This window comes from Oleomonas cavernae (assembly GCF_003590945.1).
Classification (GTDB): Bacteria; Pseudomonadota; Alphaproteobacteria; order Zavarziniales; family Zavarziniaceae; genus Zavarzinia; species Zavarzinia cavernae.
The window spans coordinates 2,451,992-2,472,598 of record NZ_QYUK01000011.1 but is presented as its reverse complement, the minus strand read 5'-3'; the positions used below and the strand labels follow the sequence as shown (position 1 = coordinate 2,472,598).

Sequence of the window (20,607 nt, the reverse complement as noted above, 5' to 3'; positions counted from 1 at the left end):
CATACAAGGAGGATAGCGATGGATCGCAGGACTTTCGTCAAGGGTGTCGGTGCCGCCGCGCTCGTCGCCGCCGCCGGCCCCCGCCTTGGCTGGGCCAAGGCGACAGCCGACGAGATCGCCAAGCTCGGCACGTCGCTGACCCCGGTCGGCGCCGTCAAGGAAGGCAATGCCGACGGTTCCATCGTGCCCTGGGCCGGCAAGTGGCTGGGCACGCCGGACGGCGTTTCCTTCGCCGGCACGGGCAAGCCGCTGGTCAGCCCCTATGCCGGCGACAAGCCCCTGTTCACCATCACCGCGCAGAACTACAAGCAGTATGCCGACAAGCTGTCGGCCGGCCAGCAGGCGATGTTCGAGAAATACGGGGCGACGTTCAAGATGAACGTCTACCCGTGCCATCGCGATTTCCGCTTCTCGGACTGGACGCACGAACAGTACAAGCTGAACGCCCAGAACGCGGAACTCACCCCCAGCGGCGAGGGGGTGACCAACGTGTTGGGCGGCTGCGCCTTCCCGTTCCCCAAGTCGGGCCTGGAGTCGATCTGGTCCTCGATCACGGCGCCCAAGGCTTTCACCGAGCGCGGCACCTATGACGAGGCGGTGGTCTACCCCGACGGCAACATCGCCTGGGGCGGCCAGCAGTGGGACATCTATGCGCCGCCTTTCGACCCGAATGTGCAGCGCTCCACCGGGGTCATCGAATCCGCCTTCCTGTTCCGCTCGACCACCAAGCCCGAACGCGAGCGCGGCACCATTACCCTGGTACGCGAATGGTGGGACTTCGAGAAGAGCCCCACCCAGTCCTATCAGTACATCCCGGGCACCCGCCGGGTGAAGCAGGTGCCGGAAGTGGCCGGCGACTATCCGCTCGGGCCGGGCGGCTTCCACACCGTGGACGACACCCGCCTTTGGACCCAGTCGCCCCGGCGCTATGACTGGGAACTGGTGGGCAAGAAGGAATTCTATGTCCCCTACAACAACTACGAGGTCGACAGCCCGGATATCAAGTACAAGGACCTGCTGGGCAAGTCGCACCTCAACCCGGAATTCGTGCGCTGGGAACTGCACCGCGTCTGGGTGCTGAAGGCCAAGCTGAAACCCGGCATCCGCCACATCTATGCCGCCCGCACCCTCTATGTCGAGGAGGATTCGGGCCAGCCCCTGATGGCCGACATGTACGACGCGCGTCAGCAGCTCTACCGCTTTGCGCTCAACACCGTGTCCTACGACTATGCGGCGCAGGTCTTCGTCACCCGCATCACCTGCTATCACGACCTGATCTCGGGCGCCTACATGGCCGACCGCCTCACCAACGAGGTGTCGGACAAACCCAAGTTCAACCAGGGCGGCCGCAAGCTCTCCGATTACACGGCCGAGGAGCTGAAGCGCAAGGGCGTTTAATCACATAGATCTTCCCGGGATCCCGGCTTCGGGATCCCGGGTGCAGACACAACTCGCATCGTCATCCCGGCGAAGGCCGGGATCCACTGTCGTGGAGCACTGGGGCAGACCCGTATTGCCATAGCCGTGGATCCCGGCCTTCGCCGGGATGACGACAGGGTCCCTGTAGAGAGTAGGCGCGATGGACCAGAGCAAGATTGAAGAGCTGGGGCTGGAACTTTACACGGCGCTGATCGGGCGCCGGACCTTGTCGCCGCTGACCGATCGCGGCCTGGGCCTGACGGTCGACGATGCCTACGCCATCCAGACCGAATTCGTCGGCCGCCGCCTGGTCGGGGCGAACAAGATCGTGGGCAAGAAGATCGGCGTCACCTCGCGCCCGGTGCAGTCGATGCTGGGCGTGACCCAGCCCGATTTCGGCATCCTCCTGGCCGACATGATCGTGCCCGAGCGTGGCGACATTCCCATGTCGGCCATGATCCAGCCCCGGGCCGAGGGCGAGATCGCCTTCGTGCTGAAGCGTGACCTGATCGGTCCCGGAATCACCAATGCCCAGGTCCTCCAAGCGACCGAAGGCGTGATGGCCTGCCTGGAGATCGTCGATTCCCGCATCACTGACTGGAAGATCAAGATCGAGGACACGGTGGCCGACAATGCCTCGTGCGGGGTCTTCGTGCTGGGCGACCGCTTGGTCTCGCCCGAAAGTCTCGATCTGGCCCTGGCCGGCATGGTGATCACCAGGAACGGCCGCATCGTCGGCACCGGGGCCGGGGCGGCGACGCTCGATTCGCCGGTCAATGCCGTGGCCTGGCTGGCCAACACCCTGGGCGCCAAGGGCATCCCGCTGAAGGCCGGCGAGGTCATCCTCTCGGGCTCGCTCGCCGCCCTGATCCCGGTCGTGGCCGGGGATGCGATCGGCGTGACGATCCAGGGCATCGGCACCTGCCACTGCAATTTCGTGGCCTGAGGAAGAACGATGAGCGAGCAGGATTTCGCCGGCCGGGTCGCGCTCGTCACCGGCGGGGCCTCCGGCATCGGCTTTGCGACAGCGCAGGCCTTCGTTGCCCGCGGCGGTGCGGCCGTCATCGCCGACATCAACGAATCCCTCGCAAAGCGCCGGGCCGACGCCTTGGGGGAACGGACCATAGCGGTCGTGCTCGACGTGGCGAGCGAGCCCGGCTGGGTCGCCGCGATCGAGGCGACGAAGGGCGCCTTCGGCGGGCTGGACGTGGTGGTGAATGCCGCCGGCGTCGCTCACACCTCCAGCGTCGCCATCACCGATCTCGAAGATTGGAACCGCGTCGTCGGCATCAACCAGACCGGCACCTTCCTCGGCTGCAAGCACGGGATGCTGGCGATCGCCGAGACCGGGCGGGGCGGCGCCATCGTCAACATCTCGTCGGTCCAGGGGGTTCACGCCCACGCGGCCAGCCTGGTCTACAACACGACCAAGGCCGCGGTGCGCATGATCTCCAAGTCCGTGGCCCTGTCGGGGGCCCTGTTCCGGCCGTCCATCCGCTGCAACACGGTCATCCCCGGCTATGTCGACACGCCGATCCTGGACCCGGTGGCGGAAATGTTCGGCGGGCGCGAGGCGCTGGTCGCCGGCATGTCCAGGGACGTGCCCCTGGGCAGGCTGATCGAAGCGCGGGAGATCGCCGAGGCGATCCTGTTCCTGGCCTCGGAGCGGGCCGCCATGATCACGGGCACGGAAATCGTGGTAGACGGCGGCCTGACGGTGCCGATGCACATCACCTATGCCCAGGCGATGTAACTGCGGATTTCCCTTTCCGGATTGTTCGCGAGCGTGAACGGAGAATTCGTGCCCCGGGCCTTCTGCATGGCCGGCCAAGGGCTTAGGGTCTAGGGCATGAGCAAGCCGCCGAAGTGCGGCGGTGCAACGATATGGAGGACGAGATGGACCGGTATCTGGTGATTTCGGGCGATGGCCATGCGGGTCTGCCGCCGGAAGGGTATCGGGATTATCTCGAAGCCAAGTACCACGCCGAATTCGACGAGCGTCTGCCCAAGGAAATCGCCTTCCGGGCGATGATGGAAGAAAAGCTGCTGGTCAGGGAATTCAACGAAAACTGGCGCGCCGCCTGCGGCAACGACATCTACGGCGTCTGGGACAGCGTGATCCGCGACAAGGTGCTGGACGGTGACGGCGTCGCCGCCGAGGTCCTGTTCCCCGACGGCATCACCGAGCGCAATGCCCCGCCCTTCGGCGCCGATGTCGGCCTGCGCTGCCTGGGCGCCGACCCCGAACTGCTGTGGGCGGGCGCCCATGCCCACAACCGCTGGATGGTCGATTTCGTCGCCATGTCGCCGCTGCGCCGCATCGGCCTGGCCGTGATCCCGGTCGTCTTCGACATCGACAAGGCGGTTGCCGAGATCAAGTGGGCGCACAAGAGCGGCTTGAAGGGCGTCATGTTCCCCTGCATGACCGATGGCTTCGATCCCTACAACCACCCCAAGTACGATCCGGTGTGGGCGGTCTGCGAGGACCTGAACATGGGCATCCACTTCCATTCGGGTGCTGCCCCGCCGATGGCGCCGGTGCCGGGCGCGATTGGGACCTTCCTGATGGAATACCCGTTCTGGATGACCCGCTCGATGTGGCAGATGATCTTCGGCGAAGTGTTCGAGCGCTTCCCCAGGCTCAAGGTCATCTACACCGAAGGCAGCGAGTTCTGGTTTACCTGGATGATCAAGATGATGGACATCCGGGCCAGCGTGAAACATACGAGCGGCAAGCTGGGCGATTTCCGCGCCAAGCTGACCATGCCGCCGTCGGGCTATTTCAACCGCAATATGTGGGTCGTGGCCTCGGCCCTGGCCGACCGCGACACCACCATCGCCTGCCAGGAACTGGGCCTTAGCCGGGTCATCTGGGGCTCGGACTACCCGCATCCGGAAGGCTGCTGGCCCAAGACCCAGGCCAAGATGCTGGACAGCTTAGGCGGCTTGCCGGAAGCGGATCTGGAGCAGATCTTCTGGAAGTCGGCAGCCGACGTCTACGATCTGGACCTGCCCGCGCTCAACAAGATCGCTGCCAAGATCGGCCCGCAGAAGCAGTGGCTGGCCACCCGGCAAGCGGCGGAATGAGGTGCGCGTGAGAGGGTGACGGCCATGGCCGGCACAACCATACCCGGCTGCGTCATCGCCGCGGCGGCTCGCTGGCCCGAGCGCGCGGCGATCGAGGACGGCGGCGCAGTCTTGAGCTTCGCGGCGCTCGAGACGGCCCGCCGCACCGCCGCGCGTGCCTTCATCGCTGCTGGGATCGAGCCGGGCGACCGGGTCGCCATCTGGGCGCCCAACATGGCGGAATGGATCGTCGCTACCGTCGGCCTGCAATCGGTCGGCGGGGTGATGGTGCCGCTGAACACCCGCTTCAAGGGCAAGGAAGCGGCGCAGATCCTGCGCGCCAGCCGCGCCCGCCTGCTGTTCGCCGTGCGCGGCTTCCTCGATTTCGACTACCCCGCGATGCTGGCGGGCGAGGATGTGCCGGACCTGGAGCGCATCGTCATCCTGCGCGGGGAGGTCGGCGCCGATCTCTCCTGGGCCGATTTCCTGGGCGGGGCCGAGATGGTGGACGAGGGCACGGCCGAGGCCCGCTACGAGGCGGTGCGGCCGCAAGACCCGTCCGACATGCTCTTCACCTCGGGCACCACGGGCCTGCCCAAGGGCGTGGTCTCCACCCATGCCCAGAACGTGGCGACGGTCGAGACCTGGGCCGGCGTGGTCGGCCTGGCACCCGACGACCGCTACCTGGTGGTCAATCCCTTCTTCCACTCCTTCGGTTACAAGGCCGGCTGGCTGGCCTGCCTGATCGCCGGCTGCACCTGCCTGCCCGAACCGGTGTTCGAGGTCGGCCGGATTCTCACCCGGATCGAGATCGACAGGGTCAGTGTGCTGCCCGGCGCCCCCACCCTCTACCAGTCGATCCTGGGCGAGGGCAGCTTCCGCACCCGCGATCTCTCGTCCCTGCGCCTGGCCGTGACTGGGGCTGCGGTAGTGCCGGTCGAGCTGATCGAGCGGATGTTCAGCGAGCTGAAGTTCGAGACCGTGCTGACCGCCTATGGCCTGACCGAGGCGCCGGTGGTGACCATGTGCGTGCGCGATGACAGCCCGCAGACCATTGCCAATACCTGCGGCCGGCCGATCCCCGGGATCGAGCTGGCCTGTATCGACGAGGCGGGCCATCCGGTTCCCGCCGGCACCGCGGGCGAGGTGGTGGTGCGCGGCTTCAATGTCATGGCCGGTTACTTCGAGAACGAAGCGGCCACGCGCGAGGCGATCGATTCGCAAGGTTGGCTGCACACCGGCGATGTCGGCGTGGTCGACGAACGCGGCTACCTCAAGATCACCGATCGCAAGAAGGACATGTTCATCGTCGGCGGCTTCAACTGCTATCCCGCCGAGATCGAGAACATCATCCTCAGCCGGCGCGATGTCGCCCAGGCCGCCGTCATCGGCGTGCCCGACGCCCGCATGGGCGAGGTTGCCAAGGCGATCCTGGTGCCGGCCAAGGGGGCGGCGATCGACGCGGCGGAATTCATCACCTGGTGCCGGGCGAACATGGCGAACTACAAGGCGCCGCGCTTCGTCGAGGTGCGGGACAGCCTGCCGCTGAATGCCAGCGGCAAGGTCCAGAAATTCATGTTGCGGTAACCTTGGCCGTTCAACCGGCAGGGTGTGGGAGCAAGGTATGGACAAGCGGTTGAGCGTTGCCGACATCGTCGCGAACCTGCGCAGCGGCATGACCTTAGGCGTCGGCGGCTGGGGCGCCCGGCGCAAGCCCATGGCCGTGGTGCGCGAGATCCTGCGCACCGACATCACGGACCTGACCGTGGTCTCCTACGGCGGCCCCGATGTCGGCCTGCTGGCCGCGGCGGGCAAGATCAGGAAGCTGGTCTTCGGCTTCGTCACGCTCGACTCGATCCCGCTCGACAATCATTTCCGCAGCGCCCGCCAGGCGGGTGCGTTCGAGACCTTCGAAATCGACGAGGGCATGCTGCAATGGGGCCTGCGCGCCGCCGCTATGCGCCTGCCCTTCCTGCCCAGCCGGGCGGGCATCGGCAGCGATGTCGAGCGCCTGCATCCGGACTTGAAGACCGTCCGCTCCCCCTATGACGACGGTGAACTGCTGATCGCCGTGCCGGCCCTGACCCTCGACGCCGCCATCGTCCACGTGAACGCCGCCGACAAGCTGGGCAACACCATCGTGACGGCCCCGATCCCTTCTTCGACGAATGGTTCTGCCGCGCCGCCGACAAGGCCTATGTCACCACTGACCGGCTGGTCAGCACGGCCGCGTTGGGCGGCCTGAGCCCCTTGCGCCATTCCCTGGTCGAGCGGAGCTGCATCACCGGCGTCGCCCACGTACCCTTCGGCGCCCACCCGACGTCGAGCGGCCCGGACTACGGCTTCGACCTGAAGCACCTGAAGGATTACAACGAGGCCGCCAATGTCGAAGGCGGTTTCGCCGCCTGGCGCGCCCGCTTCATCGACGGCATCAGCCACGACGACTACCTGGCCGCGGCCGGTGGCGCTGAGAAGCTGGCCACGCTGCCCCTGCCGGTGTTCTGAGGGAGAACGGACATGACCTATACCCTCGCAGAACTGTGCATCACCGCTGCGGCCGAGGCCTGGCGCGGCAATGGCGAAGTGCTGGCGTCCGGCATCGGCCTGATCCCGCGCTTGGGTGCAAGCCTCGCCAAGGCGACCTTCGCGCCCGAATTGATGATGACTGATGGCGAGGCCTACCTGGTCGAGGAGCCGGTGCCGGTGGGCAAGCGTGGTGGCTACGTACCCAAGGCCGAAGGCTGGATGCCCTATGCCCGCGTCTTCGACGTCGTCTACCGCGGCCACCGCCATGCCATGACCGGGCCGGTGCAGATCGACCGCTATGGCCAGCAGAACATCAGCTTCGTCGGCAAGGACGCGAAAAAGCCCAAGGCCATGCTGCTGGGCGTGCGCGGCATTCCCGGCAACACCGCCAACCACATCAATTCGATGTTCGTGCCCAATCATTCGACCCGCGTCTTCGTCGAGGGCGAGGTCGACATGGTGTCGGGGGTCGGCCACAACGCCGCCCGCTTCACGGACGGCCGTTCCGACCGTTTCCTCGATCTGCGCCTGATCGTGACCGACCTGGCCGTGCTAGACTTCCTAGGGACAAACAAGGCGATCCGGGTTCGCCACCTGCATCCCGGCATCAGCTTCGAGCAGGTCCAGGCCGCCACCGGCTTCCCGCTCGAAGGCAAGGCGACGGCGACCCAGACCCCGGCACCCACGGCAGAACAGCTCGAGGTGATCCGCACGGTCCTGGATCCCCATAATATCCGCGCGACGGCCTTCAAGGACGACCCGCCCGGCGACCGGAGGGAAGCGGCATGAGCGACAAGGCAGCCAGCGGCCGCGACCCGGTCGAGATCGTCTACGAAACGCAAGAACCGGTGCATTACAAGGTCGAGGATGGCGTCGCCACCCTGACCATGGACCGGGTGCGCTTCAACAATGTCCAGAACAGCCAGATGACCTACGCGCTCGACGCCGCCTTCCGCAAGGCGGCGGACGACGACGCGGTGAAGGTCATCGTGCTGGCCGGGGCGGGCAAGCATTTCTCCGCCGGCCACGACATCGGCACGCCCGGCCGCGACATCAACAAGACGTTCGACCGCGTGCATCTGTGGTGGGACCATGTCGAGCGCGAGGGCGGCGAGAAACTGTTCGTGCGCGAGCAGGAAGTGTATCTCGGCATGTGCCGGCGCTGGCGCGACATCCCCAAGCCGACCATCGCGATGGTCCAGGGCGCCTGCGTCGCCGGCGGCCTGATGCTGGCCTGGGTCTGCGACCTGATCGTCGCCGCCGACGATGCCTTCTTCGCCGATCCGGTGGTGCGCATGGGCATCCCCGGCGTCGAATACTTCGCCCATGTCCACGAACTGAACGCCCGCATCGCCAAGGAGTTTCTGTTCCTGGGCGAGCGCATGTCGGCCGAGCGCGCCTATCAGATGGGCATGGTCAACCGCGTGGTGCCCCGCGCCTCGCTCGAAGAGGAGACCTATGGCATCGCCAAGCGCATCGCGGCGATGCCGCGCATGGGCCTGGCCCTGGCCAAGCAGGTGGTCAACCACATCGAGGATCTCCAGGGCAAGCGCGCCGGCATGGACAACGCCTTCGGCTATCACCACTTCGCCCACGCCCACAACCAGCTCGTCCAGGGCGACACGCTGGCCGGCTACGACGGCAAGGCCATGGCCAAGTCGCAGAAGAAAGCGGCGGAGGGGGCGGAATGACAAGCTCCCTCGTCATCCCGGCGCAGGCCGGGATCCATTCTGGGCCAGCGCGCGATGTCGCAATGGATCCCGGCCTTCGCCGGGATGACGACAGGGGGAGACGCGCATGACCCATCCCGCGCTCTCCACCCCGCTCACCGAGCGCCTCGGCTGCACCTACCCGATCCTGCAAACCGCCATGGGCTGGGTCGCGACGCCGAAGCTGGTCGCCGCGACCTGCAACGCGGGCGGTTTCGGCTTCCTGGCCGGGGCGGTGATCCCGGCCGAGCAGATCGAAGAGGAAATCCTCAAGGTCAAGGCGCTGACCGACAAGCCCTTCGGCCTGAACCTGCACATGTTCCTGCCCGGCGCCGACCACATGCTGGACATGGCGATCAAGCACGGCCTGCGGGCCGTCTCTTATTCCCGCTCGCCCTCGGCGGCGCTGGTCTCCAAGCTCAAGGATGCGGGCCTCGTCTGCATCCCGACCGTCGGTGCGGTGAAACATGCCGTGGCGGCGGTGAAAATGGGCGCCGACATGGTCACCGTGCAGGGTGGCGAGGGCGGCGGGCACACCGGCTCGGTCCCCACCTCCCTGCTGGTGCCCCAGGTGCTGGACGCGGTGAAGGTGCCGGTGGTGGCCGCCGGCGGCTTCCGCGATGGGCGCGGCCTGGTCGCGGCCCTGGCCTATGGGGCGGCGGGCATCGCCATGGGCACCCGTTTCCTGATGACCAGCGACAGCCCGGTGCCCCGTGCCACGCTGGAGCGATACCTCACCAGCGAGGTCACCAATATCATCGTCTCGACCCGGGTCGACGGCGCGCCCATGCGCATGATCCTGAACGAGACCCTGGGGCGGCTGGAACAGGCCGGGCCGCTCTCGCGCCTGATCACCGCGCTGAAATCAGGCCTCGCCTTCCGCAAGCATGCGGGCCTGGGGATCGTCGAGATGCTGAAATCGGCGCTGGCCAATGCCCGCGCCAACAAGCTGACCCTGACCGAGACCATGATGGCGGCCAATTCGCCCATGCTGATCCAGCGCTCCATGGTCGAGGGCCACCCTAGCGAGGGCGTGCTGCCCTCGGGCCAGGTCGCCGGCCTGATCCGCGACCTGCCCAGCGCAGCGGAAGTGATCGACAGCATCATCGCCCAGGCCGAAGCCCGCCTGGCGGCATTGAATCCAGGCGCGCGCGCCGTCGCCGCGGCCCAGTGAGGTAACCCCATGGAATTCACCTACACCGTCACGAACCGCGTCGCCGAGATCGTGATGAACCAGCCGCCGGTCAACGCCTTCAACTCGACCGGCTGGTTCAATCTGGCCCGGACCATCCGCGCCGCCGGCGAGGATGCAGGCGTCAGCGTCCTCATCCTGCGGGCCGAAGGCCGCGGTTTCTGCGCCGGCGTCGACATCAAGGAACTGGCCAAGGATGGCAGCAAGATCGTCGCCGTCAACAAGGGCTGCTACGAGAGCTTCGAGGCGGTGCACCGCTGCAAGGTGCCGGTGATCGCGGCAACCCACGGCTTCGTGCTGGGCGGTGGCATCGGCCTGTCGGGCGCGGCCGATATCATCATCGCGTCGGAAGACAGCTATTTCGGCCTGCCTGAGATCGACCGCGGCGCCATGGGCGGCGCCTCCCATTTCCTGCGCATGCTGCCGCTGCAGAAGGTGCGCCGCCTGTTCTACACCGGCGAATCGATCACCGCGGCCGAGATGGCGAAATGGGGCGCGATCGAGGAGGTGGTGCCGCGCGACAAGCTGGTCGAGGCCGCCTGGGCGCTCGCCGCCAAGATCGCGGGCAAGAGCCCCAAGGCCCTGCGCCTGGCCAAGGAAGCCCTGAACGGCATCGAGCCCGTGGATATCGAGCGCAACTACCGCTTCGAGCAGGGCTTCACCCTGGAACTCTATACGTCGCCCGACAGCCAGGAAGCGCGCGACGCTTTCGTCGAGAAGCGCGACGCCAAGTTCGGGTAAGGCCATGGACCTGACCTATACGCCGGGCCAGCAGGCCTTCCGGGCGGACGTCCGGGCCTGGATGGCGGCGAACGTGCCGGCGCACAAGCTCAAATCCTACGACACGCGCGAAGGCTTCGAGGAGCATCGGGCCTGGGAGCGGACCTTGAACGAGGGCCGCTATGCCATGATCACCTGGCCGGAGATCCTGGGCGGGCGCGGCGCCAACCTGATCGAATGGCTGATCTTCGAGGAGGAATACTACCGCGCCGGCGCGCCCGGCCGGGTGAACCAGAACGGCATCTTCCTGCTGGGCCCGACCCTGATGGAATACGGCACGCCGGAGCAGAAGGCGCGCTTCCTGCCGCGCATGGCGGCGGGCGAGGATATCTGGGCGCAGGGCTGGTCGGAACCGGGTGCGGGCAGCGACATGGCGGCGATCCGCACCAAGGCGGTGCGCGACGGCGATCATTACGTCATCAACGGCCAGAAAACCTGGTCGACCAGGGCGGCTTTCGCCGACTGGTGCTTCGGCCTGTTCCGCACCGATCCCAATTCCGAGCGCCATCACGGCATGAGCTTCATCCTGCTGCCGCTCGATACGCCGGGCATCACAAGGCGCCCGATCCCGCAGCTCGACGGCGAGCCGGGCTTTGCCGAACTGTTCTTCGACGATGTCCGCGTGCCGGTGGAAAATCGCTTAGGCGGCGAGGGCGAAGGCTGGAATATCGCCATGGCGACGGCCGGCTTCGAGCGCGGCCTGATGCTGCGCTCGCCCGCGCGGTTCCAGGAAACGGCGAAGCGCCTGGTCACGCTCTATCGCCGGCACCAGGCGAAAGTCTCGCCCGCGGTGGGCGAGGCGGTGCTGAAGGCCTGGATGGACGCGGAGGCCTATTGCCTCAACACCTACATGACCGCCAGCCGCCTGATGGCCGGCGGCAAGATCGGCCAGGAAGCGAGCCTCAACAAGATCTTCTGGTCCGAACTCGACCGCTCGATGCACGAGACCGCCCTGTCGATCCTGGGCGCCCGCGCCGAATTGCTGGCCAACGGTGTCGACGACCCGGACGAGGCGACGCGCTGGCTGAAAGGCTTCCTGTTCTCGCTGGCCGGGCCGATCTATGCCGGCACCAACGAGATCCAGCGCAACGTCATCGCCGAACGCCTGCTGAAGCTGCCACGATGATCGAGCCCCCGCCGACACCGCTGCCCGCTCTCCCTCTCCGCCGCTTGCGGGGGAGAGGGAAGGGGCCCATCGCGCCAGCGATGGGAAGGGTGAGGTGGTCGCGGGGCCAGGCCTCGCCCTACGCCGTCCACCCACCTCACCCCACCCTCTCCCCCTGAAGGGCGGAGAGGGCTACCAAGCTGAGAGGCTCGGGGAGTACGCCATGAATTTCGCCTTCACCGCCGACCAGTTGCTGTTCCGCGACACCGTCCGCGACTTCCTCGCGGCGGAATGCACCCCCGCCGATGTCCGCACCCTGGCGGCGGGCGAGGGGCGTTCCGCGGCCCGCTGGGGCAAGCTGGCCGAACTGGGCCTGACCGGCCTGACCGTGCCGGAAGCCCAAGGGGGCCTGGGCCTCACCCTGGTTGATCTCGTGCTGATCGCCGAGGAAGCGGGGCGGGCCGCGCTGCCCGAACCGCTGATCGACCAGATCGGCATCGTCGTGCCCCTGCTGGCGCGCTTTACCCATCGGCCGGAGGTCGCCGCCGTCCTGGAGGGCATCGCGGCGGGCACGGTGACGGTGGCGGTGGGGCATCCGGCCGATCCATACGTCGCCGATGCCGCCGATGCCGATTGGCTGCTGCTGGGCCGGGACGATGCCCTGCACCTGGTGCCGCGCGGTAAAGTCACGCTAACGCAGGAGGTCAGCGTCGATCCCCTGCGGCACATCGCGGCGGTCGCGTGGGCGCCCGACAATACGACCTTGCTGGGCGAGGGACTTGACGACCTGCTGGACCATGGCGCGCTCTGCGCCTCCGCCCAGGCGCTGGGCCTGGCCCAGGCCATGGTCGAGCTGGCGGCGGACTATGCCCGCACGCGCAGCCAGTTCGGCAAGCCGATCGGCTCGTTCCAGGCGGTAAAGCATCATCTGGCCAGCGTCCAGGTGGCGATCGAATTCGCCAAGGCGCCGGTCTACAAGGCGGCCTTTTCGCTCGCCCAGGGCCTGCCCCGGGCGGCGCGCGACATCGCCCACGGCCGGATCGCGGCGATCGACGCCGCGGCAGCGGCCGCGCGCACGGCGATCCAGGTGTTCGGCGCCATGGGCTATACCTACGAGGTCGACCTGCACTTCTTCATGAAACGCGCCTGGGCCCTGGCCGGGGTCTGGGGCGACCGGCACTTTCACGTTAGCCGCCTTCAGCATCTGGTCCTTTCGGACGATGCGCCGACCGGTGCCGATGCCACTTTTGGCCCCAAGTAGATCTGAGGAAACGTACCATGGCCGAGGCTTATATCATCGATGCCGTCCGCACGCCGGTCGGGCGCCGCAACGGCAGCCTGTCCAAGATGCACCCCGCCGATATTGGCGCCCATGTGCTGAGCGCGCTGATGGACCGCACCGGCATCGACCCGGCGGCCGTGGAAGACGTGGTCATGGGCTGTCTCGACACCATCGGGCCCCAGGCAGGCGACATCGCCCGTACCTGCTGGCTGGCCGCCGGCCTGCCTGAGGAGGTGCCCGGCACCACCGTGGATCGGCAATGCGGCTCGTCCCAGCAGGCGGTGCATTTTGCGGCGCAAGGGGTGATGAGCGGCACCCAGGACCTGGTGGTCGCCGCCGGCGTCCAGAACATGAGCCAGATCCCGATTTCCGCCGCCATGCTGGTGGCCGACCGCTATGGCTATACCGATCCGTTCTCGACGTCCGTCGGCTGGCAGAAGCGCTATCCGGGCGAGGAGATCAGCCAGTTCCGCGCCGCCGAGATGATCGCCGAGAAGTGGCAGTGCAGCCGCGAGGAAATGGAGCGCTTTGCCCTGACCTCGCACCAGCGCGCCGCCGCTGCCATCACAGCCGGCCTGTTCGACGGCGAGATCGCGCCCGTGGGCGACTTCGCCCGCGACGAGACGGCGCGTCCCGACACCAGCCTGGAAAAAATGGCGACCCTGAAGACCTTGACGCCCGGCGGCCGGCTCCACGCCGGTGTCTCGTCGCAGATCTCCGACGGCGCCGCCGCGGTCCTGATCGCCTCGGAACGGGCGGTGAAGGAACACAACCTCAAGCCCCGCGCCCGCATCCATCACATGAGCGTGCGCGGCGCCGATCCGGTGTGGATGTTGACCGCGCCGATTCCGGCCACTGCCTATGCCCTGAAAAAGGCCGGCATGACCATCGGCGATATCGACCTGGTCGAGATCAACGAGGCCTTCGCCAGCGTCGTCCTGGCCTGGATGAAGGAAACCGGCTGCCCCCACGAGAAGGTGAACGTCCACGGCGGCGCCATCGCGCTGGGCCATCCCCTGGGCGCCACCGGCTGCCGGCTGATGACCACCCTGCTCAACACCATGGAGCGCAACGGGGCGCGTTACGGGTTGCAGACCATGTGCGAAGGCGGCGGCCAGGCTAATGTCACCATCATCGAGCGCCTGAACTGAGATGATCTGCGAAAACCGTATCGTCGTCGTTACCGGGGGCGCCCGCGGCTTGGGCCGTGAATATGCGCTGGAATTCGCCCGCCAGGGTGCCCAGGTGGTGGTCAACGACCTGGGGGTTTCCCGCGATGGCACCGGCGGCGGCTCGGAAGCGGCCGATGCCCTGGTGGACGAGATCCGGGCCCTGGGCGGCCAGGCGGTCGCCAACTACGACGATGTCGCCGATTGGGACGGTGCCGGTCGCATCGTCAACACCGCGATCGAGGCCTTCGGCGGCCTGGACGTGGTGGTAAACAACGCCGGCTTCCTGCGCGATCGCATGTTCGTCAATGCAACGGTGGAGGAATGGGACGCGGTGATCCGCGTCCACCTGCGCGGCCATTTCTGCGTCTCCAACCATGCCTGCCGGTTCTGGCGCGAACGCCAGAAGGCGGGTGCGCCGGTCGATGCCCGCATCATCAACACCTCCTCGGGCGCCGGCCTGCAAGGCTCGATCGCACAATCGGTCTACTCCGCGGCCAAGGGCGGCATCGCCTCGCTCACCCTGGTCCAGGCGGCGGAGCTGCGCCGCTACGGCATCACCGCCAACGCCCTGGCCCCGGCGGCGCGTACCCGCATGACGGAGGAAGCCTTCGCCGCGGCGATGGCCAAGCCGGAGCAGGGCTTCGACGCGAACGCGCCTGAAAACGTGGCGCCGCTCGTGGTCTGGCTGGGCTCGGCGCACTCGGCCCATGTAACGGGTAAGGTGTTCGAGGTCGCCGGCGGCAGGATCTCCATCGCCGACGGCTGGCGCGAAGGCCCGGTCGTCGACAAGGGCGCCCGCTGGGACCCCGCGGAAGTGGGCGCGGCGGTAGACGGCCTGCTCGCCCGCGAAGTCCCGGCGCAGAAGGTCTACGGGACCTAAACGATAATCCCTCTCCGCCGCAGGCGGGGGAGAGGGAAGGGGCCCGTCGCGCAGCGATGGGAAGGGTGAGGTGGTCGCGGGGCCGGGGGAGCTCTATGCCGGCCACCTCCTCACCCAACCCTCTCCTCCGGGGGAGGAGAGGGCTTTTGACAAGAGAGGCTTGGAACACGGTGAATTTCGCGCCGACCGACGACCAGGTTCTGATCCGCGAGGCGGCACGTGGCTGGCTATCCCAGCATGTGCCGATGGCGGCGGTGCGTCGGGACATGGCGAGCGACACCGGCTTCGATGCCGGCCTGTGGCGCGTGGCCGCGGCGGAGATGGGCTGGGCCGGGTTGATCGTGCCGGAAGAACAGGGCGGGTCGGGCCTCGGCTTCGTCGAACTGGCGATCCTGATGGAGGAGATGGGCCGCGCACTCTATCCCTCGCCCTTCGAGGCGACGGTGGTGCTGGCGGCCAATGCCCTGCTGGCGCTGGGGACGGACCGCTATCTGGAGCGGATCGCGGCGGGTGAATTGACCGCCACCCTGGCCGGCCCCAATGCGCAAGGCCAGGTCGAATACACGCGCGATGGCGAGGATTACATCCTCTCCGGCACCCTGCGCCATGTCCCCGACGGGGCACGGGCCGATCTGATCCTGGTGGCCGCGACATCGGGCGACGGCGTGGTCAGCCTGTTCGGCGTCGAGGGTGATGCCGCCGGTCTCGTCCGCCGCGCCCTGCCGACCATGGACCAGACCCGCCGCCTGGGCGAGTTGCAATTCGACGACCTGCGCTTGTCCGCCGATGCCTGCCTGGGCGAGGCGTCGGCGGCGCTGGCTCTGGCGCTGGACCGGGCGGCGGCGATGCTGGCGGCCTGGGCGGTGGGGGCGGCGGAACGCTGCCTGGAGATGACCGTCGACTATACCAAGGGCCGGGTGCAGTTCGGCCGGCCGGTCGCCAGCTTCCAGGCGGTGAAGCACCAGGCGGCCGACATGCTGGTGGCGGTCGAGACATCCCGCTCCGCAGCCTTCTGGGCGGCCTGCGTGGCGGACGAGACCGGGCACAACGGCGACCGCCAAGCCTTGTCGCGGGCGGCCTCGGCGGCCAAGGCCTGGTGCGGCCGGGCCTATTTCGAGTGCGCGGCCATGGCGATCCAGCTTCACGGCGGCGTCGGCTTCACCTGGGAATACGACGTCCACCTCTATTTCAAGAATGCCCGCGCGCTGGAGCAGGCGCTGGGCGATCCCGCCTATCACCGCGAACGGGTCGCACGCCTGATCGGCCTCGACGATCTGGCGGAGGCGGCGCAATGAAACTCGCCTTCAGTGCCGACGACGAGAAATTCCGCGCGCAGATCGCCGGCTGGATGGCCGATAACCTCACCGGTCGCTTCGAGGTCCTGAAAAATCGGGGCGGGCCGGGCGACGAGCACGCCTATTTCGACCTGCGCTGCGAATGGGAAAAGCATTTAGGCGCCGCCGGCTGGACCGGCGTGGGCTGGCCCCAGGCGGCGGGCGGGCGCGGCGCGCCCCTGTCCCACCAGGTGATCTTCTACGAGGAATATGCCCGTGCCGGCGGCCCGGCCGCGTCGGCCATATCGGCGAGGGCCTGGCCGGCCCGACCATCATCGCCTTCGGGACGGAGACACAGAAGCAGCGGTTCCTGCCGCCGATCCTGAAAGGCGACGAACTGTGGTGCCAGGGCTATTCGGAACCCAATGCCGGTTCCGACCTGGCCAATGTCCGCACCCGTGCGCGCCTGGTCGGCGACCGCTGGGTGATCGACGGCCAGAAGGTCTGGACCTCGCTGGCCCATGTCTCCGACTGGTGCTTCGTCATTGCCCGGACGGAGGAGGGCAGCCAGCAGCATCGTGGCCTCTCCTACCTGCTGGTGCCCATGCGCCAGAAAGGCATCACCGTGCGCCCGATCCAGCAGATGACGGGCACCAGCGAATTCAACGAAGTCTTCTTCGACGGGGCGGAAACCGCGGCGGAAAACATCGTCGGCCAGCCTGGCGAAGGCTGGAAGGTCGCCATGGGCACGCTCGCCTTCGAGCGCGGCGCCTCGACGCTGGGCCAGCAGATGGCCTTCCACAATCAACTGGCGCAGGTGATCGCCATCGCCAGGCGCAACGGCAAGGCGCGCGATCCCCTGATCCGCCAGCGCCTGGCGGAGGCCTGGATCGGCCTCCAGATCATGCGGGCAAACGCTCTGCGCATGCTCTCGCAAGCAGACAAGCCGGAACTCCCGCGCGAGGCCTATGTCTCCAAGCTCTATTGGGCGACCTGGCATCGCGATCTGGGCAAGCTCGCCATGGACGTGCTGGGGCCGGAGGCGGAAATCGCGGACGCGGGGGATTACGCCCTGACGCCCCTGCAGCAATTGTTCCTGTTCACCAGGTCCGACACGATCTATGCCGGGACCAATGAAATCCAGCGCAACATCATCGCCGAACGCGCCCTGGGGATGCCCCGGGAAGCGCGCGGCTGAAGGTATTTGAGATCATGGCCGTGCCACCTCCCGCCTATCCGCCCGCCCACGGCCTGCTCAAGGGCAAGACCGTGCTGATCACGGCTGCCGCGGGCACCGGCATCGGCTTTTCCACCGCCAAGCGCTGCGCCGAGGAAGGTGCGGCGATCTTCATTTCAGACGTGCACGAACGCCGCCTGGGCGAGGCGGTCGCCAAGATCGAGGCGGAAACCGGCGTCAAAGCCTTCTCGCATCTGTGCAACGTCACCAAGGAGGATCAAGTCCGCGCCCTGGTCGCCGCCGCGGTCGAGCAGATGGGCCATGTCGATGTCCTGGTCAACAATGCCGGGCTGGGCGGCTCCGCCCCCCTGGTCGAGATGACCGACGAGCAGTGGAATATCGTCATGGACGTCACCTTGACCGGCACCTTCCGCATGATGCGCGCGATGCTGCCGCACATGATGGAGCGCAAGGCCGGCATCATCGTCAACAATGCTTCCGTGCTCGGCTGGCGGGCACAGAAGTTGCAGTCACACTATGCGGCGGCGAAGGCCGGGGTCATGGCGCTCACACGCTGCGCTGCGGTAGAAGCGGCCGAGTACGGCGTTCGCATCAATGCGGTTTCCCCAGTCTGGCGATGCACGAGTTCCTGAACCGGGTCACCAGCGACGAGTTGCTGACCCAGTTGACGTCGCGTGAAGCTTATGGTCGAGCGGCCGAGACCTGGGAAATAGCCAATGTGATCGTGTTTTTAGCTAGCGAATACGCCACTTACATGACGGGCGAAGTGGTGGCAGTTTCTAGTCAGCGCGCTTGACGAAGCCCGTCAAACGTCATAACCCCAAGCGTCGTTCTGTGGAGGAGAGAGACAATGGCTACTTTGGAAGAAATCACTGAGCAGATGAAGACCCGCGTCGGCGACAACTCGGGCCTCGGCGCGAGCGTCAAGTTCGACTTCAAGGGCGAAGGCATCGTCTACGTCGATGGCAAGTCGACCCCGAACACCGTGTCGAACGAAGACAAGCCGGCCGACTGCACCATCAAGATCGCCAAGGACGACTTCGTCGCCCTGGGCGATGGCAAGCTCAACCCGACCACCGCCTTCATGATGGGCAAGCTCAAGGTCGAGGGCAACATGGGCGTCGCCATGAAGCTGCAGACGATCTTCAAGTGATCGCCTGACGCCTGAAGCGTCCGATTGAAGGCCGCCGCGGTTTCCGTGGCGGCCTTTTTTCTTGGGCTTTGATCCGAGGTCAGGCGCCGGGCTGCCAGGGGTTGTGCAACGTCACGCCGAAGACCTCGAAGTCCTTGGTGTTGCGAGTGGCAACCGCCAGCCCACGGGAGATCGCCGTGGCGGCGATCAGCGCATCCAGCGGATCGGCCGGTCTGCCTTGCGCATCTGCCGCCGCTCGCAACCGGCCTGCAGCCTCCGCCAGGTGGCGATCGAGATCGATGATGCGCGGGCCGAAGCGGGCGCTGATCTGGGCTGTCCAAACCAGCAGTTTCGAACGTTGCACCGGGTCGGGCGCGCGCTCGGCACCGTAGGTCAATTCGTGCAGGCTGATGACGCTGAGCCACAGATCCGTTTGGTTGCGCAGATACGCGACCACGCTGGGCGATGGCCTGGGCCTGACGAGTTCGGATACCACATTGGTATCGACCAGCATGCCTGTCATGCCGCCGCCGTGTCGTCGTCAGTGGCGAAAGGATCACCCCGGCGCGATTTGCGCGACGGCAGATCCATGGCGATGCCCTTGGGCGCGCTATCGACCAGGAATTGCCCTAGATGAACCCCCTCGAGGTCCTGGCTGTAGGCCGCGGCCGAGATTACCACGCACGGATCCTGCGTGCCGATGACCTGCGGCTTGCCGGACCGAGCCAGCCGAAGCACTTCCGACAGCTTGGATTTGGCATCTTGTACCGACCACATCGTGCATTTCCTCATCTGGTCCAGACCAGTCTAGTATGTCCGTTGCCTTCTCGCAAGAGGTTGCCCGTCCGTTTGGATGTGGCGCGCGTGATCCGTCCCGGCTATCAGGGGGGCGGGAGGACACGCCAATGACCCCTTGGGACGGCGTGCATGAATTCGTGCATGTGGTCGAAATCGGCTCGTTCACGCGCGCGGCGGATGTGCTGGGCGTGTCGAAGTCCTTCATTTCGAAACAGGTCACCGACCTCGAGAATCGCCTGGGCGTCCGTTTGCTGCAACGCACAACGAGACAGGTCTCGCTGACGCCCGAGGGCGAGGTGTTCTACCGCCATTGCCGCGAGATGGCCGACGCCTTCACCCGGGCCCAGGGCCAGGTCTCGGAAATGCAGGAGAAGCCCACCGGCCTGCTGCGCATCGCCTTGAACAATACCTACGGCGTCGAATTCATGGCGACCTCGGTCGCCGAATTTGCCTCGACCTACGACAAGCTGACCGTCGAGGTCGTCACCTCGCTGACCGACAGCGACCTGGTGGGCGATTCCTATGACGTCATCATCCGCTATGGCCAGCAGGAGGATTCGAGCCTCTACGCCCGGCCGATCGGCCACCAGTCCTTCTGCCTGTGTGCGACCCCCGCCTATTTCAAGAAGCATGGCCGGCCCAAGAACCTGGCCGACCTGAAGGAACACAACTGCCTGACCAACCGCACGGGTTACTGGCAGTTCAACTCGGCCGGCGGCACCATGAAGGTGCGGGTCAACGGCACCTGGAAGTGCGACGACGGCTCCGGCATCCTCGCCGCCGCCCGCTGCGGCCTGGGGCTGGCACAGTTGCCCGTGGTCTTCGTGCGCAAGGAGCTGCGCACCGGGCAACTGGTCGCGCTGGACGAGGACTGGACCTTCTACGACCGCGACGTCTGGGTCGTCTATGGTCACAAGCAGAACCTGTCCCTGAAGGTCCAGCTCCTGCTCAACTTCCTGACCCAGCGCTTCGAGAAGATGCAGCAGCGGCCCCAGCGCTTCGTCCTGCCCGCCGAATGGCAGGATTTCGAGTGAGCCGATGGCGTGAGAACAATTGCCCCCTGATGCAATTTCC

Annotated in this window: 24 protein-coding genes; 22 read left to right on the top strand and 2 right to left on the bottom strand. The window is 66.8% G+C overall.

From position 1 onward, the window contains the following. Positions 1 to 18 precede the first annotated feature (18 nt). From D3874_RS15695 to D3874_RS15610, 21 genes are all read left to right on the top strand, one after another. Positions 19 to 1,398: a DUF1329 domain-containing protein gene (locus tag D3874_RS15695; RefSeq protein WP_158596055.1), complete on the top strand. Its 1,380-nt coding sequence runs from the start codon at positions 19 to 21 to the stop codon at positions 1,396 to 1,398. Between the two features lie 181 nt (positions 1,399 to 1,579). Next, positions 1,580 to 2,365 (top strand): fumarylacetoacetate hydrolase family protein, encoded by a 786-nt coding sequence (locus tag D3874_RS15690; RefSeq protein WP_119778912.1) that lies wholly within the window; start codon positions 1,580 to 1,582, stop codon positions 2,363 to 2,365. A 9-nt stretch (positions 2,366 to 2,374) separates the two neighbouring features. Beyond that, positions 2,375 to 3,172 (top strand): SDR family NAD(P)-dependent oxidoreductase, encoded by a 798-nt coding sequence (locus D3874_RS15685; RefSeq protein ID WP_119778911.1) that lies wholly within the window; start codon positions 2,375 to 2,377, stop codon positions 3,170 to 3,172. A 143-nt stretch (positions 3,173 to 3,315) separates the two neighbouring features. Further along, positions 3,316 to 4,506 (top strand): amidohydrolase family protein, encoded by a 1,191-nt coding sequence (locus tag D3874_RS15680; RefSeq protein WP_119782323.1) that lies wholly within the window; start codon positions 3,316 to 3,318, stop codon positions 4,504 to 4,506. 24 nt (positions 4,507 to 4,530) lie between these two features. After that, a complete protein-coding gene (locus D3874_RS15675; RefSeq protein WP_119778910.1) occupies positions 4,531 to 6,072 on the top strand; it encodes a FadD3 family acyl-CoA ligase in 1,542 nt (513 codons plus the stop codon). Positions 6,073 to 6,109: 37 nt separating this feature from the next. Further along, entirely contained in the window at positions 6,110 to 6,730 is a 621-nt protein-coding gene (locus D3874_RS15670; RefSeq protein WP_199699090.1) for a CoA transferase subunit A, read from the top strand. Next, entirely contained in the window at positions 6,718 to 6,990 is a 273-nt protein-coding gene (locus tag D3874_RS29380) for a hypothetical protein (protein ID WP_199699089.1), read from the top strand. The genes D3874_RS15670 and D3874_RS29380 overlap by 13 nt, the downstream gene beginning before the upstream one ends. Positions 6,991 to 7,002: 12 nt before the next feature. Beyond that, the gene (locus tag D3874_RS15665; protein WP_119778909.1) at positions 7,003 to 7,800 is read left to right on the top strand and encodes a CoA-transferase subunit beta; all 798 of its coding nucleotides are present in this window, start codon (positions 7,003 to 7,005) and stop codon (positions 7,798 to 7,800) included. Then, entirely contained in the window at positions 7,797 to 8,702 is a 906-nt protein-coding gene (locus D3874_RS15660; RefSeq protein ID WP_119778908.1) for an enoyl-CoA hydratase, read from the top strand. Before D3874_RS15665 ends, D3874_RS15660 begins: the two co-directional genes overlap by 4 nt. Before the next feature lie 106 nt (positions 8,703 to 8,808). Continuing rightward, on the top strand, positions 8,809 to 9,894 hold the full coding sequence (locus tag D3874_RS15655; protein WP_119778907.1) for an NAD(P)H-dependent flavin oxidoreductase: 1,086 nt from the start codon (positions 8,809 to 8,811) through the stop codon (positions 9,892 to 9,894). A gap of 9 nt (positions 9,895 to 9,903) precedes the next feature. Beyond that, a complete protein-coding gene (locus tag D3874_RS15650) occupies positions 9,904 to 10,653 on the top strand; it encodes an enoyl-CoA hydratase family protein (protein WP_119778906.1) in 750 nt (249 codons plus the stop codon). Between the two features lie 4 nt (positions 10,654 to 10,657). After that, a complete protein-coding gene (locus tag D3874_RS15645) occupies positions 10,658 to 11,818 on the top strand; it encodes an acyl-CoA dehydrogenase (RefSeq protein ID WP_119778905.1) in 1,161 nt (386 codons plus the stop codon). Between the two features lie 202 nt (positions 11,819 to 12,020). Continuing rightward, a complete protein-coding gene (locus D3874_RS15640; RefSeq protein WP_119778904.1) occupies positions 12,021 to 13,058 on the top strand; it encodes an acyl-CoA dehydrogenase family protein in 1,038 nt (345 codons plus the stop codon). A 17-nt stretch (positions 13,059 to 13,075) separates the two neighbouring features. Next, entirely contained in the window at positions 13,076 to 14,230 is a 1,155-nt protein-coding gene (locus D3874_RS15635) for an acetyl-CoA C-acetyltransferase (protein WP_119778903.1), read from the top strand. 1 nt (position 14,231) lies between these two features. Continuing rightward, a complete protein-coding gene (locus D3874_RS15630; RefSeq protein ID WP_119778902.1) occupies positions 14,232 to 15,131 on the top strand; it encodes an SDR family oxidoreductase in 900 nt (299 codons plus the stop codon). A gap of 146 nt (positions 15,132 to 15,277) precedes the next feature. After that, entirely contained in the window at positions 15,278 to 16,426 is a 1,149-nt protein-coding gene (locus tag D3874_RS15625) for an acyl-CoA dehydrogenase family protein (RefSeq protein WP_199699088.1), read from the top strand. Next, positions 16,423 to 16,791, top strand: a complete 369-nt coding sequence (locus tag D3874_RS30450; RefSeq protein ID WP_233559965.1) for an acyl-CoA dehydrogenase family protein — start codon at positions 16,423 to 16,425, stop codon at positions 16,789 to 16,791. Before D3874_RS15625 ends, D3874_RS30450 begins: the two co-directional genes overlap by 4 nt. Beyond that, a complete protein-coding gene (locus tag D3874_RS15620; RefSeq protein WP_233560218.1) occupies positions 16,674 to 17,603 on the top strand; it encodes an acyl-CoA dehydrogenase family protein in 930 nt (309 codons plus the stop codon). Before D3874_RS30450 ends, D3874_RS15620 begins: the two co-directional genes overlap by 118 nt. Before the next feature lie 14 nt (positions 17,604 to 17,617). After that, a complete protein-coding gene (locus D3874_RS15615) occupies positions 17,618 to 18,235 on the top strand; it encodes an SDR family NAD(P)-dependent oxidoreductase (RefSeq protein WP_199699086.1) in 618 nt (205 codons plus the stop codon). Next, entirely contained in the window at positions 18,220 to 18,399 is a 180-nt protein-coding gene (locus D3874_RS31240; RefSeq protein ID WP_199699085.1) for an SDR family oxidoreductase, read from the top strand. Before D3874_RS15615 ends, D3874_RS31240 begins: the two co-directional genes overlap by 16 nt. Positions 18,400 to 18,453: 54 nt before the next feature. Further along, complete coding sequence (locus D3874_RS15610; protein WP_119778900.1) at positions 18,454 to 18,756, top strand: SCP2 sterol-binding domain-containing protein; 303 nt, start codon at positions 18,454 to 18,456, stop codon at positions 18,754 to 18,756. A gap of 79 nt (positions 18,757 to 18,835) precedes the next feature. On the opposite strand, the gene D3874_RS15605 is transcribed toward D3874_RS15610, so the two are convergent. Both D3874_RS15605 and D3874_RS15600 read right to left on the bottom strand, forming a co-directional pair. Then, positions 18,836 to 19,249: a type II toxin-antitoxin system VapC family toxin gene (locus D3874_RS15605; protein ID WP_158596054.1), complete on the bottom strand. Its 414-nt coding sequence runs from the start codon at positions 19,247 to 19,249 to the stop codon at positions 18,836 to 18,838. Between the two features lie 5 nt (positions 19,250 to 19,254). After that, the gene (locus D3874_RS15600) at positions 19,255 to 19,512 is read right to left on the bottom strand and encodes a type II toxin-antitoxin system Phd/YefM family antitoxin (RefSeq protein WP_119778898.1); all 258 of its coding nucleotides are present in this window, start codon (positions 19,510 to 19,512) and stop codon (positions 19,255 to 19,257) included. Positions 19,513 to 19,640: 128 nt separating this feature from the next. On the opposite strand from D3874_RS15600, the gene D3874_RS15595 reads away from it, so the two are divergent. Next, complete coding sequence (locus D3874_RS15595) at positions 19,641 to 20,567, top strand: LysR family transcriptional regulator (RefSeq protein WP_158596053.1); 927 nt, start codon at positions 19,641 to 19,643, stop codon at positions 20,565 to 20,567. The last annotated feature ends 40 nt before the right edge of the window (positions 20,568 to 20,607 follow it).

Coding starts and splice junctions, on each gene's coding strand:
- D3874_RS15695 (WP_158596055.1), top strand. CDS start 19: ATGGATCGCAGGACTTTCGTCAAGGGTGTCGGTGCCGCCGCGCTCGTC.
- D3874_RS15690 (WP_119778912.1), top strand. CDS start 1,580: ATGGACCAGAGCAAGATTGAAGAGCTGGGGCTGGAACTTTACACGGCG.
- D3874_RS15685 (WP_119778911.1), top strand. CDS start 2,375: ATGAGCGAGCAGGATTTCGCCGGCCGGGTCGCGCTCGTCACCGGCGGG.
- D3874_RS15680 (WP_119782323.1), top strand. CDS start 3,316: ATGGACCGGTATCTGGTGATTTCGGGCGATGGCCATGCGGGTCTGCCG.
- D3874_RS15675 (WP_119778910.1), top strand. CDS start 4,531: ATGGCCGGCACAACCATACCCGGCTGCGTCATCGCCGCGGCGGCTCGC.
- D3874_RS15670 (WP_199699090.1), top strand. CDS start 6,110: ATGGACAAGCGGTTGAGCGTTGCCGACATCGTCGCGAACCTGCGCAGC.
- D3874_RS15665 (WP_119778909.1), top strand. CDS start 7,003: ATGACCTATACCCTCGCAGAACTGTGCATCACCGCTGCGGCCGAGGCC.
- D3874_RS15660 (WP_119778908.1), top strand. CDS start 7,797: ATGAGCGACAAGGCAGCCAGCGGCCGCGACCCGGTCGAGATCGTCTAC.
- D3874_RS15655 (WP_119778907.1), top strand. CDS start 8,809: ATGACCCATCCCGCGCTCTCCACCCCGCTCACCGAGCGCCTCGGCTGC.
- D3874_RS15650 (WP_119778906.1), top strand. CDS start 9,904: ATGGAATTCACCTACACCGTCACGAACCGCGTCGCCGAGATCGTGATG.
- D3874_RS15645 (WP_119778905.1), top strand. CDS start 10,658: ATGGACCTGACCTATACGCCGGGCCAGCAGGCCTTCCGGGCGGACGTC.
- D3874_RS15640 (WP_119778904.1), top strand. CDS start 12,021: ATGAATTTCGCCTTCACCGCCGACCAGTTGCTGTTCCGCGACACCGTC.
- D3874_RS15635 (WP_119778903.1), top strand. CDS start 13,076: ATGGCCGAGGCTTATATCATCGATGCCGTCCGCACGCCGGTCGGGCGC.
- D3874_RS15630 (WP_119778902.1), top strand. CDS start 14,232: ATGATCTGCGAAAACCGTATCGTCGTCGTTACCGGGGGCGCCCGCGGC.
- D3874_RS30450 (WP_233559965.1), top strand. CDS start 16,423: ATGAAACTCGCCTTCAGTGCCGACGACGAGAAATTCCGCGCGCAGATC.
- D3874_RS15615 (WP_199699086.1), top strand. CDS start 17,618: ATGGCCGTGCCACCTCCCGCCTATCCGCCCGCCCACGGCCTGCTCAAG.
- D3874_RS31240 (WP_199699085.1), top strand. CDS start 18,220: ATGCACGAGTTCCTGAACCGGGTCACCAGCGACGAGTTGCTGACCCAG.
- D3874_RS15610 (WP_119778900.1), top strand. CDS start 18,454: ATGGCTACTTTGGAAGAAATCACTGAGCAGATGAAGACCCGCGTCGGC.
- D3874_RS15605 (WP_158596054.1), bottom strand. CDS start 19,249: ATGCTGGTCGATACCAATGTGGTATCCGAACTCGTCAGGCCCAGGCCA.
- D3874_RS15600 (WP_119778898.1), bottom strand. CDS start 19,512: ATGTGGTCGGTACAAGATGCCAAATCCAAGCTGTCGGAAGTGCTTCGG.
- D3874_RS15595 (WP_158596053.1), top strand. CDS start 19,641: ATGACCCCTTGGGACGGCGTGCATGAATTCGTGCATGTGGTCGAAATC.